10 protein-coding genes are annotated in these 17,586 nt (G+C 53.2%); 4 read left to right on the forward strand and 6 right to left on the reverse strand.

What is annotated here, in order from left to right:
• Window positions 1–2: 2 nt before the first annotated feature.
• Together LOS15_RS07040 and LOS15_RS07045 are read right to left on the reverse strand one after the other, a co-directional pair.
• Window positions 3–3,899 carry an AAA family ATPase gene (locus LOS15_RS07040; RefSeq protein WP_263069120.1) on the reverse strand — a complete coding sequence of 1,299 codons (3,897 nt, stop codon included), beginning with the start codon at window positions 3,897–3,899 and terminating at the stop codon, window positions 3–5.
• Window positions 3,900–3,930: 31 nt separating this feature from the next.
• Window positions 3,931–4,587, reverse strand: coding sequence for a tRNA-(ms[2]io[6]A)-hydroxylase (locus tag LOS15_RS07045; protein ID WP_263069121.1), 657 nt, complete (start codon window positions 4,585–4,587; stop codon window positions 3,931–3,933).
• Window positions 4,588–5,061: 474 nt separating this feature from the next.
• Between LOS15_RS07045 and acnB the strand changes: the two genes are divergently transcribed.
• The 3 genes from acnB to LOS15_RS07060 all read left to right on the forward strand — a co-directional run bounded on the left by acnB (window position 5,062) and on the right by LOS15_RS07060 (window position 10,302).
• Window positions 5,062–7,665: a bifunctional aconitate hydratase 2/2-methylisocitrate dehydratase gene (gene acnB, locus LOS15_RS07050; protein WP_263069123.1), complete on the forward strand. Its 2,604-nt coding sequence runs from the start codon at window positions 5,062–5,064 to the stop codon at window positions 7,663–7,665.
• 192 nt (window positions 7,666–7,857) lie between these two features.
• On the forward strand, window positions 7,858–8,352 hold the full coding sequence (rraA, locus tag LOS15_RS07055; RefSeq protein WP_263069124.1) for a ribonuclease E activity regulator RraA: 495 nt from the start codon (window positions 7,858–7,860) through the stop codon (window positions 8,350–8,352).
• 6 nt (window positions 8,353–8,358) lie between these two features.
• Entirely contained in the window at window positions 8,359–10,302 is a 1,944-nt protein-coding gene (locus LOS15_RS07060; protein WP_263069126.1) for a glycerophosphodiester phosphodiesterase family protein, read from the forward strand.
• 77 nt (window positions 10,303–10,379) lie between these two features.
• Here the strand turns inward: LOS15_RS07060 and ggt are convergent, their stop codons facing one another.
• Window positions 10,380–12,170, reverse strand: a complete 1,791-nt coding sequence (ggt, locus tag LOS15_RS07065) for a gamma-glutamyltransferase (protein ID WP_263069127.1) — start codon at window positions 12,168–12,170, stop codon at window positions 10,380–10,382.
• Window positions 12,171–12,380: 210 nt separating this feature from the next.
• Window positions 12,381–14,765, reverse strand: a complete 2,385-nt coding sequence (ppsA, locus tag LOS15_RS07070; RefSeq protein ID WP_263069654.1) for a phosphoenolpyruvate synthase — start codon at window positions 14,763–14,765, stop codon at window positions 12,381–12,383.
• Window positions 14,766–15,067: 302 nt separating this feature from the next.
• Here ppsA and LOS15_RS07075 point away from each other — a divergent pair, with 302 nt between their 5' ends.
• Complete coding sequence (locus LOS15_RS07075; RefSeq protein WP_263069129.1) at window positions 15,068–15,901, forward strand: pyruvate, water dikinase regulatory protein; 834 nt, start codon at window positions 15,068–15,070, stop codon at window positions 15,899–15,901.
• 13 nt (window positions 15,902–15,914) lie between these two features.
• Here the strand turns inward: LOS15_RS07075 and LOS15_RS07080 are convergent, their stop codons facing one another.
• Together LOS15_RS07080 and nagZ are read right to left on the reverse strand one after the other, a co-directional pair.
• Window positions 15,915–16,493, reverse strand: coding sequence for a hypoxanthine-guanine phosphoribosyltransferase (locus LOS15_RS07080; RefSeq protein WP_263069130.1), 579 nt, complete (start codon window positions 16,491–16,493; stop codon window positions 15,915–15,917).
• Between the two features lie 56 nt (window positions 16,494–16,549).
• Window positions 16,550–17,560 (reverse strand): beta-N-acetylhexosaminidase, encoded by a 1,011-nt coding sequence (gene nagZ, locus LOS15_RS07085; protein WP_263069132.1) that lies wholly within the window; start codon window positions 17,558–17,560, stop codon window positions 16,550–16,552.
• Window positions 17,561–17,586 lie beyond the last annotated feature (26 nt).

The raw sequence follows: 17,586 nt of genomic DNA on the forward strand, positions 1-17,586 counted from the left end.
CATCAGCTCTCCACACTTGTCGCATGGGAACGACGGTCTAGCAGGCTCATCCAACGCACTAGAACGGGCGCATCGCTGTGGCTAATTTCACCTAACAAACACCTAAATGCTTCTCTAGCCTGCTGGTCGCTAGGCGCTATACGCGTTAACCAAAACTCCAGCGCCGCTAACTCCTGATGACGATTACCGTGCTCTTGAGATTGATGAACCGCCATTTCCGCGAGCGCCTTTACCTCATTGGCTGGATGCCCGAGTAAATCGCGCACTTTAGCCAGCTGGGTAGCAAGCTCAGGCAAAAACAGTGTGGTTCGCTCACGCGCAATGACTAAACACTGATCGAGATAATCCTCCGCCTCAGTAAGCTCTCCAAGCTCAATACAGGCATCTGAGTACCACAATACTGGTCGTTGATAACGATCGCGGGCATTGAGTTCAGCCATTTGATCTAAACTCTCACGTATCTGCGCCAATCCACCTTGATCACCCGCCAAAGCACGTTGCCAGCCTAGCACTCCCTGGGCAGAAATTTGCCAAAGCTGCAAATCCGGGGTTTCTGTCATCGCCGCCGCACGCTCAGCATGACGTGCAGCAAGGTGCACATGACCCAACTGGCGATAAAGTGCAGCGGCAAACATTAACGCCATGGCTAACGTGCCAGGATGCCCGATTTTTTCAGCTAGCCGAATAGCGGATGAGACATGCCGTTCAGCACGCTGATAATCTCCCCGCAAACAGAGCGCCCATCCCTGGAAACACGCAGCCGTTACCTGCGGGTGATCTGAGAACGGGAGCCACTCAATCATCATCTGGGCGTTAAGTGGATCGATCTCATCGAGATGGTCGTGGGCCTGCTGAATTCGTCCCGCCCAATACTCGCACTGCGCCCTGGCATAGTCGGCCAACCGTTGATAGCGGGGGTCTTCCAAGCGCTCGGCAATATCAGACAGGGTAGATGCCAAAGCAAACGCATCCGCATGGGCATAGCGCTGGCTACGCCCCACCCATAATCCCCATTTGACGAGGAAAATTTGTTCGAGATCTTCTGGCTCTTCAGAGGCTTCGCCACACGGATGACGCAACAGCTCTCGGGCACGCACAAAGCTCTCATGTGCAGTTGGCGAGCCATGTCCCTCAAGCGCGAAAGCAGCCTGTCCACGCACCGTCAGCAGACTCACTTCCCGCTCTACTGGGTGTTCTACATGGCGCAGGCTCGCTAACCCAAAATCGGCCATACGCAGCGCCGTTCGATTGGCGCTCACTTTTAACGCCTCACGAGCGGCGAGTTCAAAATAACGAGCGCCACGGGCATAATGACCGCTGCGGCGCAAATGCGTAGCGAAGTCGCCAGGATGCCGACTAATCCATACAGGGAAACGCTCTTCAATCAGCGTTACCACTTGCTGGTGTAACTTAACCCGAACATCTCTAGGGCATGAAAGGTAGGCGGCCTCCTGAAGAAGCTGATGATTAAACTGGAACTCGTGTTCACCGCTCTCTTTTTCAACAGATTCAATAATTTCCAGCCGTCGCATATGCTCAACGGCCTGGGTAAGGCGCGCCTTGTCCCAACCGCTACACTCGAGCAAAAAGTCCAACCTAAACCGCTTACCTAGCACTGCCGCCACATGGGCTATTTCGCGGTCGCTTTCAAGTTGATCGATACGGCTGGCCAAAAGGCCTAATAATCCCTTGGGAAGCTCGTCGAACTGCACGCTGCGACCTTCCCGGCGATCCATATCCAAACGGCGGCAAATTTCTTGCATATACAGCGGCACGCCGTCGCAACGCTCAATAATTTGATTGCGCAACCGCGGGCTTAAGTGAATTCTATAGCGTCTTGAAAGTTGAGACAGCAAGCGAGATGACTGCAGTGCATCCAGTTTACTGAGCGAAATTTGCTGGTCCCAATGTAGCTTCACAGGGAGGGGCTCACGGCCGTGGTGACTCGCCACCAGCATAAAGGCCGTGTTGATAGGCAACCGCGCCTGAAGCCCTGCCAATACTTTAAAGGAGGGTTCATCTAGCCACTGCAGGTCATCAATCATCAGCACCAGCGTTTTAACCCCAGACTGCTGATCGACTAAGCGGTGAAGCAGACGAACTACCAGCTCAACGGCTTCACCATTTTGGGTAAGCTGAGTAATCTCCTGGACATCTCGGACGCCAAGCGCCTCTTCAAGCAGTTGCTGGCGTTGCTCGTCCAAAGGTTCTATTTCCAACTGAGCCTGTAGCTGACGAATAGAGTCGCAGGTAGGCGCTGCTTCTAAGAACCACGCCACTAAGGTCCGCGCAACACCATAAGGCTCTAGCACCGAAAGGCGCGTGGTAGGTTGCCAGCAAATAGCCGCATCACGGCTAAGCTCTAGCTGGCGAAACCCCACCATCAAAGCGGATTTCCCCATGCCAGAAGCACCACGTACCAGCACACTCTGGCGCAGCCCAATACCGGCTCGAGCGAGAGCATCCCGCAACGTACGTAGCGATGTTTCACGGCCCACTAGACTTGGCGGTAGTGCATCACGGCCACCCTCATTTTGGCCTAACACCAGGGCGCGTAGGCGAACACGGCCATCGCTGGCGACCAAGCGCGACACAAGCCTAGGCTGAAGATCAAGCGCAGGCGGCATGTGCTGACTCGACTCTTGAGAAATGACCAGCTCGCTACCTTCTGCTGCGCTCATCAGCTCCAAGGAAACCTGGGTTACCTGGCCAAGCGGATCCGCAAGTTGGCGCTCAGGCAGATAAACGACGCGACCACTATGCAGTCCCGCTGCCAGTTCAAACTTAGGCGGCTCGCCGTCCCCGGTCCAGTGTCGTGCCGACTCCTGAGGCAACGCTTGGCGGCAGTGCTCATATAAAGCCACCAGTTCTGCCAATTGGTGCGCTGGCCCATGGGTGCCAAAGCAGGCGAGACCCAATCCTCCTGTTGCCCCGGGAAGCCAGAAACCTCCCAGGTGGTGACACTGCTGCTCTAACCAGCGCAGTAGCTCTAATTGAAGAGCCAAGCAGTTGCGCGTTGCGGCACGCTCCTGCCAATCGCCTTGAAGCCTCAAACGAATCGCCATAACAGAGAGCTGACGCAGCTCAATTTCATCTTCCCTAAGCGGCTTGCTGTCAGCCGCTAACGCGCGGGAAAATGCCCCCTGAGGACTCATCGCCCGCGGATCGTGGTGACCGTCTGACCAGTAAGTGGCTAACTGTAAAAAGCTCGGTTCAGGCTGCTGGCCAGAAAGTGCCAATAGTTGTAAATAGCTATTAAATTGCTCATGCGCCGCTGCCATTTGGTTCTTTTCCGCAAGCTGGCGAACTAAACGCTCGTGGAAAGGCCCATAGCCTGAAAAGCGACTGACCAATCCCTCTAGCATGGGATCAGGCACATCGGCATGGGCTTCTAATACCTGTTCAGCAAAGCGAATTACGCGTTGACGCCACTCATTTCTTACCTGAACCAGCCAGCGTTGGAACTCACTACAGTTAGCAAGCTGCAGCTCTTCAATAAGGTCGCCTTGATAACATGCCATGACCGCCTCAAGCGTGGCTAAATCACGCGGACCCTCCAGCAATTGCTGTAATTCGTGTAAATCCACCTGCCAATGATTAGGCAGCTGGAAAGCGATCGTTTGGCGAGATACGTTCAGCACGTGCTCAGCATTATCGCCCATGGACTGGCGAAGACAGTGCAGCGCGTGGCGCAAATTGGTTCTGCCCGATGAGAGGCCTTGGTCGGGCCAAAGCAATTCAGCAAGCGCAGCGCGATTAACCGGCTGGCGGTGCAACAACAAATAAACCAAAAGGGCTTTAACTTTGTCGTAGCTGAAATGTGTCAGCACATCTTCGCCTTGGGTTAGCGAAAAATGGCCAAAAAGAGTCAGCTGGTCTGTCGGTTGAGCATCGCGCATGATACACATCCTGCCTGGGGCTAGCGGTGGCTTAAGCTGGCACGCCACTATGAAAACGAAAAGCCGTATCTGGCGAAGTTATCAGCTCCGCTTCACGCGCCACGAAAAAGGCGATTCGATCATCTAACGAATCATCAGTTTGCTGCCGTGCAAGCAATAAATAATCTTCAAAATGACGCCCTTCCGATTTCACCAGCGTGCGGTAAAAGCGCGCCAGCTCTGCATCTAGAAATGGAATTAAGCGAGCAAAGCGTTCACAACTACGCGCTTCAATTAATGCACCAATGATAAGTACGTCGATTAGCCGTTCAGGGTCGTTGCTGCGTAAATGTTTGCGCAACCCTTCAGCATAGCGAGACGCTGTGAGGTGCTGATAGGCCACGCCCCGTTTTTCCATCAATCCTACCACCTGCTCGAAATGCAGTAGCTCTTCTCGGGCAAGTTGTGACATTTTACTTAGCAAAACGGGCTGATCGACGTAACGATACAGCAAGCTCATTGCCGTAGAAGCCGCTTTCTTTTCGCACTGTGCATGGTCAATTAGCAGCGTCTCGGGATTCGCTAACGCCCACTGTAGCCATACATCTGGCGTTGGACATGCCAGAAAAGCTTCAAGACTTTCCGGCAGCAGATCATCCGCTTGAAGACCATGACCCGCCGGTTGCAGTACACTTAGTTGTATTGACATAACACCATTACCAATCGCTCATCACACTATTGTACAACATATAAACGCCTTATGGCGTTTTCTCCCTTTAAAACCGCGTGTCTTTTAACGCCAATTAACAACAGATAAAGAGGCTATCAGTCGCTATGGGGCGAACAACATGCACGCTTTTCACTCCATCAGCGAAAGGTATGGTAACGCGACAGCACCCTAATCACACCCGCACACGGCATCACTCACTCTTCTTAGGTAAAAAACTTACAATATATTGGCTTAAAATTTTAAATCGGCTCGCTCAAGAAACTAAATATCAGCTCATCAACATAAAGTACAACGCGCCCAGCCGCTTGTCTCCTTAACATTGTCGACAGTTTGCCGTAGAATCTCAGCCATCCACCAGACGCTGTTTGTCAAGCGTATGTCATGTGTACGGGCGTATATTCAATACCGTGTGAGTATGCGTTCGTCACCACTAGAAGATGAGAGGGCCCCAACGTGCTTGAAGCTTACCGCCAACATGTCGAGGAACGCGCTGCTGAGGGCGTCCCGCCCAAGCCCCTAAATGCTGAGCAAGTCGCTTCCTTAATTGAGCTGCTGAAAAATCCGCCAGCGGGTGAAGAAGAGATCATCCTTGATTTGATCACTAACCGTGTCCCGCCGGGCGTTGACGAAGCTGCTTATGTTAAAGCAGGTTTCTTAACCGCAATTGCCAAAGGGGAAGCCACCTCTCCACTTATCGATAAAATCCATGCGGTTAAATTGCTCGGCACCATGCAAGGCGGTTACAACATCGTCTCTATGGTTGAGCTGCTAGACAATGAAGAGTTAGCTCGTGAAGCAGGTGAGCAGCTAAAACACACCCTGCTGATGTTTGATGCCTTCCACGATGTGGAAGAGCGCGCTAAAAACGGCAACGCTGTCGCTAAGGACGTGATTCAATCCTGGGCTGACGCAGAGTGGTTCCTTTCCAAGCCTGCACTGGAAGAAAAAATCACGCTGACGGTGTTCAAGGTGCCGGGCGAAACCAACACCGATGACCTCTCCCCTGCCCCGGATGCTTGGTCACGCCCCGACATTCCGCTGCATGCTAACGCCATGCTCAAAAATGAGCGCGATGGTATCGAGCCGGAAGTCCAAGGCACCACTGGCCCGCTGAAGCAGATCGAAGACGTTAAAGCCAAAGGTTTCCCGGTTGCTTATGTAGGCGATGTCGTCGGCACCGGCTCTTCGCGTAAGTCAGCCACTAACTCCGTACTGTGGTTCTTCGGCGACGACATTCCTTACGTCCCGAACAAGCGTGCAGGTGGCTTCTGCTTCGGCGGCAAAATTGCGCCTATCTTCTTCAACACGATGGAAGATTCTGGTGCGCTGCCGGTAGAAATGGACGTTTCCAAGTTGGAAATGGGCGATGTCATCGACGTTTACCCCTACGCAGGCAAAGTGTGCAAGCACGGAACTGACGAAGTCGTTTCCACTTTTGAGCTGAAGACACAGTTAATTCTGGATGAAGTTCGCGCAGGTGGCCGTATTCCGCTAATTATTGGTCGCGGACTCACTGGCAAAGCGCGTGAATCATTAGGCCTTGAGCCATCCGACGTATTCCGCCTACCCGACCAGCCAAAAGATACGGGTAAAGGTTTCACCCTTGCTCAAAAAATGGTGGGTAAGGCCTGTGGTTTGGACGGCGTCCGTCCAGGCATGTACTGCGAACCCAAAATGACCACGGTTGGCTCTCAGGACACCACCGGGCCAATGACGCGTGATGAGCTAAAAGACTTAGCGTGCCTGGGCTTCCAAGCCGACTTGGTTATGCAGTCTTTTTGTCACACCGCGGCTTACCCCAAGCCAGTTGACGTTGATACGCACCACACACTGCCTGACTTTATTATGAACCGTGGCGGTGTTTCGCTGCGTCCCGGTGATGGCATTATTCACAGCTGGCTTAACCGCATGCTGCTGCCCGACACCGTAGGCACCGGGGGTGATTCTCACACCCGTTTCCCGCTGGGCATCTCGTTCCCTGCAGGTTCAGGCTTGGTAGCATTCGCTGCGGCGACCGGGGTTATGCCGCTGGATATGCCTGAGTCTGTACTGGTGCGCTTTAAAGGTGAACGTCAGCCAGGCGTTACGCTTCGCGACCTGGTTCACGCCATTCCGCTTTATGCTATTAAGCAAGGCCTTCTCACCGTTGAAAAATCCGGTAAGAAAAACGCTTTCTCTGGCCGTGTGCTAGAAATTGAAGGTCTTGAAGAGCTAACCGTCGAGCAAGCCTTTGAGCTTTCTGATGCGTCTGCCGAGCGTAGTGCTGCGGGCTGTACCATCACCCTCTCTGAAGAGAGCGTGACCGAATACCTAAAATCCAACATCACACTATTGAAGTGGATGATCGCGAATGGTTACGGCGACGAGCGTACCATTAGCCGCCGTATCGAAGGCATGGAAGCATGGCTTGCTAACCCAAGCCTGATGCGTGCCGACAAAGACGCTGAGTACGCCGAAGTTATCGAAATCGACCTCAGCGAAATTAAAGAGCCAGTCCTTTGCGCCCCGAACGACCCAGACGATGCACGCTTACTGTCTGACGTAGCGGGCCAAAAAATCGATGAAGTATTCATCGGTTCATGTATGACTAACATCGGCCACTTCCGCGCTGCCGGTAAACTGCTTGAGAAGCAGCCCGCAGGCAGCCTGAAGACCCGTCTATGGCTGGCGCCGCCCACCAAGATGGACCAGCACCAGCTGACCGAAGAGGGTTACTACGGCATTTACGGCCGTGCAGGTGCCCGCATGGAAATGCCGGGTTGTTCTTTGTGTATGGGTAACCAGGCACGCGTGGCTGCGAAAAGTACCGTGGTGTCTACGTCTACACGTAACTTCCCGAACCGTTTGGGCGATGGTGCCAATGTCTACCTCGCCTCGGCGGAACTGGCAGCGGTAGCCGCTGTAGAAGGCCGCTTACCCAGTGTTGAAGAGTACCAGCGCTATATGGGCGAATTTGACGCTATGGCGGGAGAGATATATCGTTACATGAACTTCCACGAAATCGAGGAGTATCAGAAGATTGCCTCGAACGTGATTCCGATTGCACAAGAAGCGTAAATTCTTTGTTGCAATCGATCTATCGCCGATGCTCGCACCATCGCAGAACAGGTGAAGACTACCTTTTTCTGAGTCGATGACCGAACGCCCCGCCCTGTTCACAGGTCGGGGCGTTTTTTATTGCTAGCCTCTGGCGTTACTCCATAACAAGCAAATTACTAACCAGCTAACTACTAATAGAAGGAGCATGTGATGCCCGCAACAACGATCGTGACCCCAGATTTATGCGATGCCTATCCGGAAGTAACCGTGCTTGAACCGATGTTTGCCAACTTTGGCGGCGTCGACAGCTTTTACGGCCCTATTCGCACGGTGAAATGCTTTGAAGATAACTCCATGGTGAAGCAGGCCGTCGCCGAACCTGGCGAGGGCGCGGTGCTAGTCGTTGATGCAGGAGGCTCACATCGTTGTGCCATGCTAGGTGACATGCTGGCCGAGCAAGCCGCTAAAAATGGTTGGGCAGGCGTTGTCATGTTTGGCTGTGTGCGGGATGTCGATATCTTAGCAACGCTTCCCTTGGGAGTGCAGGCAATGGGTAGTCATCCAAGAAAAAGTGAAAAGCGCGGCGAAGGCCAGCGAGATATTGCCGTGACCTTTGCTGGCGCCACTCTTCGGCCAGGCCAATGGCTCTATGCTGATAATAACGGCATTATTATCGCGGAGAAGGCGCTCGACCTTGCCGAATAGCGCACCTTGCCAGGCGTGGCAGATAGTGCCACCCTGGTGTTTCACTTTGACATTTTTGTGACCATGCAGCCGTTAAATCAATTAGGTTACGCGTTATTAAAAACCCTTCGTGATCATCTTCGCCCCCTGATTGCGTACCATCTACTCTTTACACTACTCGCCACCGCGCTTTTGGTGCCCTTGATTGCATGGGCAGCTCGGGCCGTTCTGGCGCAGCTTAATCGTGTGGTGATTACTAATGATGCGCTGATTAGTTTGCTGTTTAGCCCTTTAGGTTTAATGGCTATGCTAGTGGGGCTTGGATTTACCTTCTTGCTCATCTATTGGCAGCAAGCGGGTATGCTAATGGTGGCCGTAAAGCCTAAAGACAATCACTACCAGCTTGCATTTGAAGCACTGTGGCACAGCACAAGACGTTTGCACGCCCTATCAGGCTTAGTCGTCTTACAAGTAGGTACGCACCTGCTGCTATTGGCTCCTTTTATGGCTGGCCTTGCTTGGCTGTATGATTTTTGGCTGAGTGGGCTTGACCCCTACTACCTGCAGAGGGCGCGCCCTCCAGCATTTTGGTACTTTATAGCCAGTGCGTTTCCTCTGTTAATTGGCTGGGTAGGGCTTGCGGCATGGCTCTACTTACGCTGGCTGCTGGCACTGCCATTGGTTGCGCTAGAACGTTATACCCCCTATCAGGCACTCAAGCACAGCGTTGTATTAACCCGAGGATGGCACCGCTCTATAGGCATTGCGGTACTAACTCTCTTGGCCATTATTATTGGCCTTCCTTTCATCGCTACCTGGCTATTTGATCTTGTCTTTACGCCTCTTCTTTGGTGGCTACCTGAACGAAGTGCCGTACTTATTCCCGCGATGCTGGCCTATTTAACAGGCTATATACTAATAACACTTACCCTTACTTTTTTGGGTATAGCGACCAACGCTTTGCTGTCGGCCTGCCTCTACTTGCAACTTGCCTATCGTGAGGTGCGTCCCGCGCCCCGCTCTGATCAGGCGCATCCAGGCCGCTGGGCCTGGGCAATCGAACTCAGCGTGATAGTAATAGCAGCACTTCAAGCCTGGTGGATTCTCAATAGCTTCGAGATACGTGACCAAGTAACGGTCATTGCTCATCGTGGTAGTTCCATGGTGGCGCCGGAAAATACACTCGCGGCGGTAGAACAAGCCCTGATAGACCGTGCTGACTATGTTGAACTTGATGTGCGCCTGAGCGCCGATAATCATGTCATGCTCTACCATGATCGAACATTAACGCGCTTAACCGGCGATCCTCGCGAGTTTGGCGATTTAACCAGAGAAGAGCTAAGTCTTTTCGACGTAGGCAGTTGGTTTGGCGACGCCTATCAAAATGAAAAAATTGCGGGCCTCGATGAAACCCTGGCGCTGGTACGCGGACGCGCTGGGCTGATGATCGACATGAAACCCCTCCCCGGCCAAGAGCGGGCACTTGCCCGGGCTGTTTTAGATACGCTGGACGCAGAAACGGACCTTCGTTACCACTGCTGGGCCTCTCAAGAGAACACGTTAATAGCGGTCGCTAACTGCGGGTTACCCAACGCCTTGATGGATATGCGTATAGCCACTATGTCACCCGATACTGTTCGCTATATCAAACAGCAGGCCCCTGAGCTAAGGGTCACGCTGCTCGCCCAGTTAATACTACCCGGCAATCTTGATCGCCAAAGCTTCGACGCGCTAGGGCTCAGGCATAATCGTATAAATCGACGAGAAATCAGCCTAGCCGCGCTTTACGGTTACGAAATACACGCATGGACAGTTAATGACACAGCGCGCATGTCGACGTTAATTGACCTCGATGTTGATGCCATCATTACTGACTACCCAAATCGTTTGCGCGACCTAATGGAAGAGCGCCGCACGTTAAGCGACGGTGGACTCATGCTCGTGAAACTACGCAATTGGCTGCGTGAATAGCGGGGTGTAACGTCTCATCGAGCTGGCGCTCATACAAACGGCGGCCTGAGGGCCGCCGTTTGTTCTCCAACCCCTCATTAGTCTCCCATCACTACCCCTTCTCGGCGTGGATCTGCACCACCAAATAACGTCCCGTCGTCTAAACGCATAATCGTCTGCAGGCCGCTAGTTAGCTCTCGCTCAGTCACCGTATGCCCCCGCTCGCGTAAATCCTCTATTGTCTCGGCAGGAAAGCGCCCCTGCTCAACAAACACGTCTCCACCTAAGGTAATCGCATGGGGTAAATTCAGTGCGGCTTGCGCGTTTTGTCCCCAGTCACGCATTGCTACAAGCGTACGGGCCGTGTAATGGATAATAGCGGCTCCGCCGGGAGAGCCTAAACTGGCGACTAGCTCGCCGCTCTCTTGATCGAAAACGAGCGTAGGGGCCATGCTAGAGCGGGGGCGCTTACCCGGCTCAACGCGGTTAGCCACACGTTCTCCATCAACTTCAGGCACAAATGAAAAATCAGTTAGCTCGTTATTGAGCATATAACCGCCGGGAAGCCCCGTTCCTCCGTCAGCCAGCATCCGCGACCCAAAGGCCTGCTCAATAGAGGTTGTCATCGCAATGGCATTACCCTCTGCATCGATAATACTCATGTGGCTAGTGCCATACTCAGGCTGCTCAGGCTGGCTTGCAAAGCTAACCGCTTGCTCTCCAGGATTACCCGGCTCAGCGCTGTCGCCCATACTTTCCGGCCCAATTAAAGCGCTACGGCTGGCAAGATATTCTGGCGCCAACATCAATGACCAATCTCCTCCGGGTGCTTCAACAAATGCGGGGTCAGCGATATAACGGCCACGGTCTGCGAACGCTAAGCGAGACGATTCCAAAAACTGGTGCAGCCAGCCGCTGCTGGCGGCAGCATTATCTAGCGGAGCTTCTAATAGAGGCTGCTGATCCAGCATGCCTAAAATCTGCATGACGGTGATATGCCCAGAGGAAGGTGGAGGGAAACCGCATACCTCCCACTGCTGCCAAGGCGTACATAAAGGATCACGTTCAAGCGCTTGGTAACTACTCAAATCTTCCAGCGTCATATCACCGGGGCGTGCAGGGTGCGTTTGGACACGGTGGACTAAGTTTTCAGCGATCTCGCCCTCGTACAGCGCTACGCTCCCTTCACTGGCAATACGCTGTAAAATAGCTGCCAAGGCGGGGTTCGTCAGGGTCTCTCCTATCGCAATGGGCTCGCCGCTAGCATCATAATAAAAAGCACTTGCCAGAGCATCTTGACGCAACGCTTCATCGTTCGCCAAGCTGGTATGCAGGCGCTGACTAACGGCAAACCCCTCCTCGGCCAAAGTAATGGCCGGCTCAAACAGCACTTCCCATGGAAGCTGGCCATGGGTTGCATGGGCTTTTTCAAGCATTTTAAGCGTGCCCGGCACCCCGACGGAAAGGCCGCTTGCTACCGCATCCATAAACGCCAGTGGTTCGCCCTGCTCGATGAATAACTCTCCACTAACCGCTGCGGGGGCCGTCTCTCTGCCGTCGTAAGCCTGAACGCGTATACCATCGTAGTGCATCAGAAAAGCACCGCCACCGATGCCGCTGGACTGAGGCTCCACAAGAGTAAGCACCATCTGTACCGCTACCGCTGCGTCAACGGCATTGCCACCCGCTCTTAATACTTGATACCCAGCATCGGTTGCCAATGGGTTGGCCGCGGCCACTGCAAAAGACGATGTCGCCCAACCCGGTTTGTCTTCGTATCCTGAACCCACCTCGGGTGTCACGGAGGGTGCTTCATAGCTAAACCCATAGCTATACAGCGGCAACAGCAATAAACCTATTAGCGCCACATTTGTCTTAATGAACGACATAACCGTACTCCCTGTTAAAACGTCTGGCAGCCCCATTCAGCACCCTGTGTTTTGCATACCGCTAACTGTTTTGCTTACCGCGCAGCATTTTAAGCCAGAGCACTGACAAGGCCTTGCTCTCCAAACCACTAATGAATAGTAGCCTATTAAACGACTGCGCCCGGCACAATGGCCGGGCGCAGCAGCATTTAGATAGCCAGTTGGTGGCATCTAAGCAATGGTTTCTCCCGCCAGCATAAACCACGTTTCCAGTACCGCATCCGGGTTTAAAGAGACAGAGTCGATACCCTGCTCCATCAACCATTTGGCTAAATCAGGGTGGTCAGAAGGCCCTTGCCCACAGATACCCACGTATTTCCCCTGGGCTTTACACGCCTGGATAGCCATAGCGAGAAGCTTTTTCACTGCAGGGTTCCGCTCATCAAACAGGTGCGCCACGATGCCTGAATCACGATCCAAGCCGAGGGTTAACTGTGTCAAGTCGTTCGAACCGATAGAGAATCCGTCGAAGTACTCAAGGAATTCATCCGCTAACAGCGCGTTAGCAGGCAACTCACACATCATAATAACTTTGAGGCCATCGGGATTTTCAGCCCCGCCCCGCTTCAACCCATTAGCAGCAAGCAGTTCAACCACTTCACGCGCTTCATCCGGGGTACGTACAAAGGGCACCATGATTTCGACGTTATCGAAACCCATCTCTTCACGCACACGCTTAAGCGCCCGACACTCAAGTTCAAAGCAGGGGCGGAAAGCCTCTGAAATGTAACGGGACGCGCCCCGGAAACCTAGCATGGGGTTCTCTTCACCAGGCTCATACAGCTTGCCGCCGATAAGATTTTCGTACTCGTTCGATTTAAAATCCGACAGTCGAACAATCACTCGCTGAGGGTGGAATGCAGCCGCTAGGGTAGAAATACCCTCCACCAGTTTATCAACATAAAAACTGACAGGGTCTGAATAGCCAGCGGTGCGCAGGTCGATCACCTGCTGAAGATCAGCAGGCAAGGTGTCGTATTCAAGCAGTGCTTTAGGGTGCACGCCGATCATGCGGTTAATAATAAATTCAAGCCGCGCCAGGCCCACGCCCGCATGGGGCAGGCTGGCAAAACCAAATGCGCGATCTGGGTTACCAACATTCATCATGATTTTAAAAGGGATTTCTGGCATGGCATCGACACTCGACACTTTACAGTCAAATGCCAGCAACCCTTCGTACACGTGGCCGGTATCGCCTTCAGCACACGACACGGTCACATCAATGCCTTCTCTGAGCTGCGTCGTTGCATCACCACAACCGACGACAGCGGGAATGCCCAACTCCCGCGCAATAATCGCCGCATGACAGGTACGTCCACCGCGGTTGGTCACAATGGCCGAGGCACGCTTCATGATCGGCTCCCAGTCCGGGTCCGTCATGTCGGTAACAAGGACATCCCCCTCTTGGATTTTGTCCATTTCATCGGGGGTAAGCACAATTTTCACCGCACCCCGGCCGATGCGCTGCCCAATGGCTCGGCCGGTAATCAGCGTGCGTCCTTTCTCGCGCAGGTGGAACCGTTCAAGCTTGCCTCCCTCCTGCTGAGAGACCACGGTCTCAGGGCGTGCCTGAACGATATAGAGCTTGCCATCATCGCCATCAAGCGCCCACTCGATATCCATAGGACGCTGGTAATGCTGCTCAATGGTCATCGCCTGACGCGCAAGATCCATCACTTGCGCATCACTGATACAGAAGCGGCCGCGGTCTTTTAACGGTACATCTACTGTTTCGACCGATTTTCCTGCACTTGCATCCTGACCATAAACCATCTTAATAAGCTTTGAGCCTAACGTGCGACGCAACACGGCGGGGCGCCCTGCCGCGAGAGTCGGTTTATGCACATAGAATTCGTCAGGATTGACCGCCCCCTGGACCACCGTTTCACCCAGCCCCCAGGATGCGGTAACAAAGACCGCGTCACGGTAACCAGACTCGGTATCCAGCGTAAAGAGAACGCCCGACGCACCCGTTTCGGAGCGCACCATTTTTTGCACACCCGCCGACAACGCAACGTTCTCGTGGGCATAGCCCCGGTGTACCCGGTAAGAAATAGCACGGTCGTTAAACAGCGACGCAAAGACTTCATGTACCGCATGTTTGATGTTATTGAAACCTTCAATGTTCAGGAAGGTCTCCTGCTGACCCGCAAAGGACGCATCAGGTAAATCTTCGGCCGTGGCCGAACTGCGCACCGCAACTTTTAAATTCGGGTGCTGATTTTGTAGCTCTTCATAAGCACCGCGCAGTGCTTTTTCAAACGCAGGGGGCAAAGGCGTATCGATAATCCACTGGCGGATCATGCTACCCGCCTTGGCTAGCGCTTTAACGTCATCGACGTCTAAACGCGCTAAGGTAGCGTTAATGCGGTCATTCAGCCCTTCATGGGATAGAAACTCGCGATAGGCATGCGCGGTTGTGGCAAAACCACCCGGCACCGTCACGCCGACACCCGACAAGTTGGAGATCATTTCGCCAAGCGAGGCGTTTTTACCACCCACGCGTTCGACGTCTGCCATGCCAAGCTGATCGAACCACAGAATGTACTCTTCCACGCTACCCCCTCGCATTTAGACTTCTTGGCGACCAAACGGCCGACACTGAATGACCGTGCCACCCTAGCACTGCGGCGGGGTATTCGCCATTGGTCTAACAGCGAAGGAGGTGGAGGATTTTTACAACAAAGGCGCTTTAAACGCACTTTCTGTAGTTAAGAACGTCTGCTAAACACGTCTATGAAGAGCGCCTGCTTACATCGTCAATAGCAGCAATTGCCCACCAGCCGTTGTGCTGCTTCGCTGCCCAGCTCACAATGATGACCTTCAATAACGACTTTCATTCTTTGGTGGATTTCAACATGAAGCGGACAGCTTTTTTTATTTCTGACGGTACCGGTATCACCGCTGAAAGCCTTGGGCGTAGCTTGCTTGCGCAGTTCAGCGATATCGATATTGAAATGTTAACCAAGCCCTACATTGATACCGTTGAAAAAGCCCAGGCCCTGGCAGAGATCATTGAGTCCACCGCCATACGCAACGGCCAGCGTCCCATCATTATCGATACGATTGTCGATCAGCAGATTCGCGATGTGATTCGTAAAGCCAGCGGCTTCAAAGTTGATATTTTTTCAACCTTCCTGAAGCCGTTAGAGCAGGAGCTAGAAACCCACTCCTCATACAGTGTGGGTAGAACCCACTCTATCGGTAGCGATGCAGTCTATATGGACCGTATCCACTCGGTGCACTTTGCGCTCGATAACGACGATGGCGCCCGCACTCATCAGTACGATAAAGCAGATATTATCTTGGTCGGCGTATCACGCTGCGGTAAAACGCCAACGTCGCTTTATCTAGCCCTTCAATTTGGCATTCGCGCCGCTAACTACCCGCTAACGGAAGATGACCTTGACGAGGATGGCAGCTTAAAGCTACCTAAAGTGCTAGCACCCCACCGCCACAAACTGTTTGGGTTAACCATTGATGCGCGCAGGCTTGCGGCTATTCGAAACGAACGCCGGCCCAACAGCCGCTACAGCTCGATGGACCAGTGTTTACAGGAAGTGGAGCAGGCGGAGTCACTGTATCGCTCAATGAGCATTCCATTTATTGATACAACGCGCTTTTCCGTTGAAGAAATTTCCACGCGGATGATTGCAGAGACAGGTCTAGCGAGGCGCTTTTCGCCCCGCTAACTTTTAATCACGCTTACATGCCCTTGGGAGCGAAAATCCCAGGGGCGTTACGCCAGTAACCTTTGTAATCCATGCCAAAACCAAAGACATAACGATCCGCCACTTCAAGGCTACAGTAGTCGGCTTTCAAGCCCGGCACGGCCTTTCTATCGTGCTGCTTATCGACAAGCACAGCCGTCGTTACGCTGGCCGCCTGGGCTTCTTCGCAGTAAGCAAGAATGGCTGCCAATGTCGCGCCTTCATCGAGAATGTCATCCACAATCACCACATGTCGGCCCGCCATGGGAATTTCCGGCGATACCCGCCAGAATAGCTCGCCACCACGCAGTTCGTTGCGATAACGCGTGGCATGCAGGTAATCCACTTCTAGCGGAAAACCTAGCCGGGTTAAAAGATGCCCGGTGGTGATTAACCCGCCATTCATAACACAGTAAAAAACCGGCAACTTATCGCCCAAATCTTTGGTAATCGCCTCAGCCATACGATCTAAGGCACGCTCTACTTTTTCCTGAGAGATCAAGCAGTCAGCGTTATCCATCAACTCACGCATTGAATCCAGCGACTCAAGCGTTTCTTTATCCAATTTGGACATTCAATTACTCCAAAGCACGTAAACAGTATCGGGTTATTTACTTTAAACAGAGATGATTAATTAGCGAGTGCTTCTAATTGGGCATGCGTACGCCGCCAACGGCCTAATGCCGATAGCGCATCGAGATCGGGTCTAGCACGTCCATAGCGCAGTTTAGCGGGGCGCTTACTTTGCAAGCCCCGACAAGCATCGACCACCTCAAGTGCGGCAGCTCGATCATTACACACCAACAGCATGTCGCAACCAGCCGTTAACGCTGCGTTTGCACGCGCTTTTGGATCCCCAGCTTCATGAGCGCCTGTCATGCTCAAATCATCGGAAAAAATACACCCTTTAAACCCTAACGACTCCCTGAGCATACCCAGCCAATTAGGTGAAAAACCCGCAGGCCGGGTATCAAACGCGCTATAGATCACATGGGCAGGCATTACCCCACCCAGTTGACTTGCAAGACGGGTAAAGGGAAGAAGATCGTGCTGTTTTATTTGCTCGAAGGGGCGGTTATCAACGGGGAGTGCCACATGAGAATCAGCTGCAACGCCGCCGTGACCCGGGAAGTGTTTTCCCACGGCCGCCATACCCGCGTCATGTAAACCTTGAATAAACCCTTGGCCCAATAATGCAACATGGGCGGGATCACTGCTGAAACTGCGGTCACCAATCACGCTAGAAATTCCGCTCTCTACGTCCAGCACTGGGGCGAAACTAATATCCAGCCCACAAGCAGCCATCTCCATACCCAATAGCCAGCCTGCATCTTTGGCTAACGCCATACCCGCTTCTTGGTTGCCGGTAAATAGGTCGCCAATGCGCGCCATGGGTGGCAGCCTGGTGACGCCTTGCTTGAGACGCTGAACACGCCCGCCTTCTTGGTCGATAGCGAGCAGCAGATCCGCGCGTACCCGACGGATATCGCTGCATAATTGGCGCGTTTGATAGGCATTCTCTACGTTACGCGCAAACAGGATGACCCCGCCCACCGCAGGATCCCGCAACAGCTGTTTGTCAGCTTTAGTCAATTGCGGCCCTTCAAGGTCAAGCATGACCGGGCCTAGGGATTGAGTCATTGTGATGGATCCAACAAGGAGGGGTA

This window comes from Halomonas sp. 7T (genome assembly GCF_025643255.1).
Lineage (GTDB): Bacteria > Pseudomonadota > Gammaproteobacteria > Pseudomonadales > Halomonadaceae > Vreelandella.

Excerpts from the sequence above, each read along its gene's own strand:
- ggt (WP_263069127.1), bottom strand. The coding sequence starts at position 12,170 with ATGTCGTTCATTAAGACAAATGTGGCGCTAATAGGTTTATTGCTGTTG.
- LOS15_RS07040 (WP_263069120.1), bottom strand. The coding sequence starts at position 3,899 with ATGCGCGATGCTCAACCGACAGACCAGCTGACTCTTTTTGGCCATTTT.
- LOS15_RS07080 (WP_263069130.1), bottom strand. The coding sequence starts at position 16,493 with ATGTCCAAATTGGATAAAGAAACGCTTGAGTCGCTGGATTCAATGCGT.
- rraA (WP_263069124.1), top strand. The coding sequence starts at position 7,858 with ATGCCCGCAACAACGATCGTGACCCCAGATTTATGCGATGCCTATCCG.
- LOS15_RS07075 (WP_263069129.1), top strand. The coding sequence starts at position 15,068 with ATGAAGCGGACAGCTTTTTTTATTTCTGACGGTACCGGTATCACCGCT.
- LOS15_RS07045 (WP_263069121.1), bottom strand. The coding sequence starts at position 4,587 with ATGTCAATACAACTAAGTGTACTGCAACCGGCGGGTCATGGTCTTCAA.
- nagZ (WP_263069132.1), bottom strand. The coding sequence starts at position 17,560 with ATGACTCAATCCCTAGGCCCGGTCATGCTTGACCTTGAAGGGCCGCAA.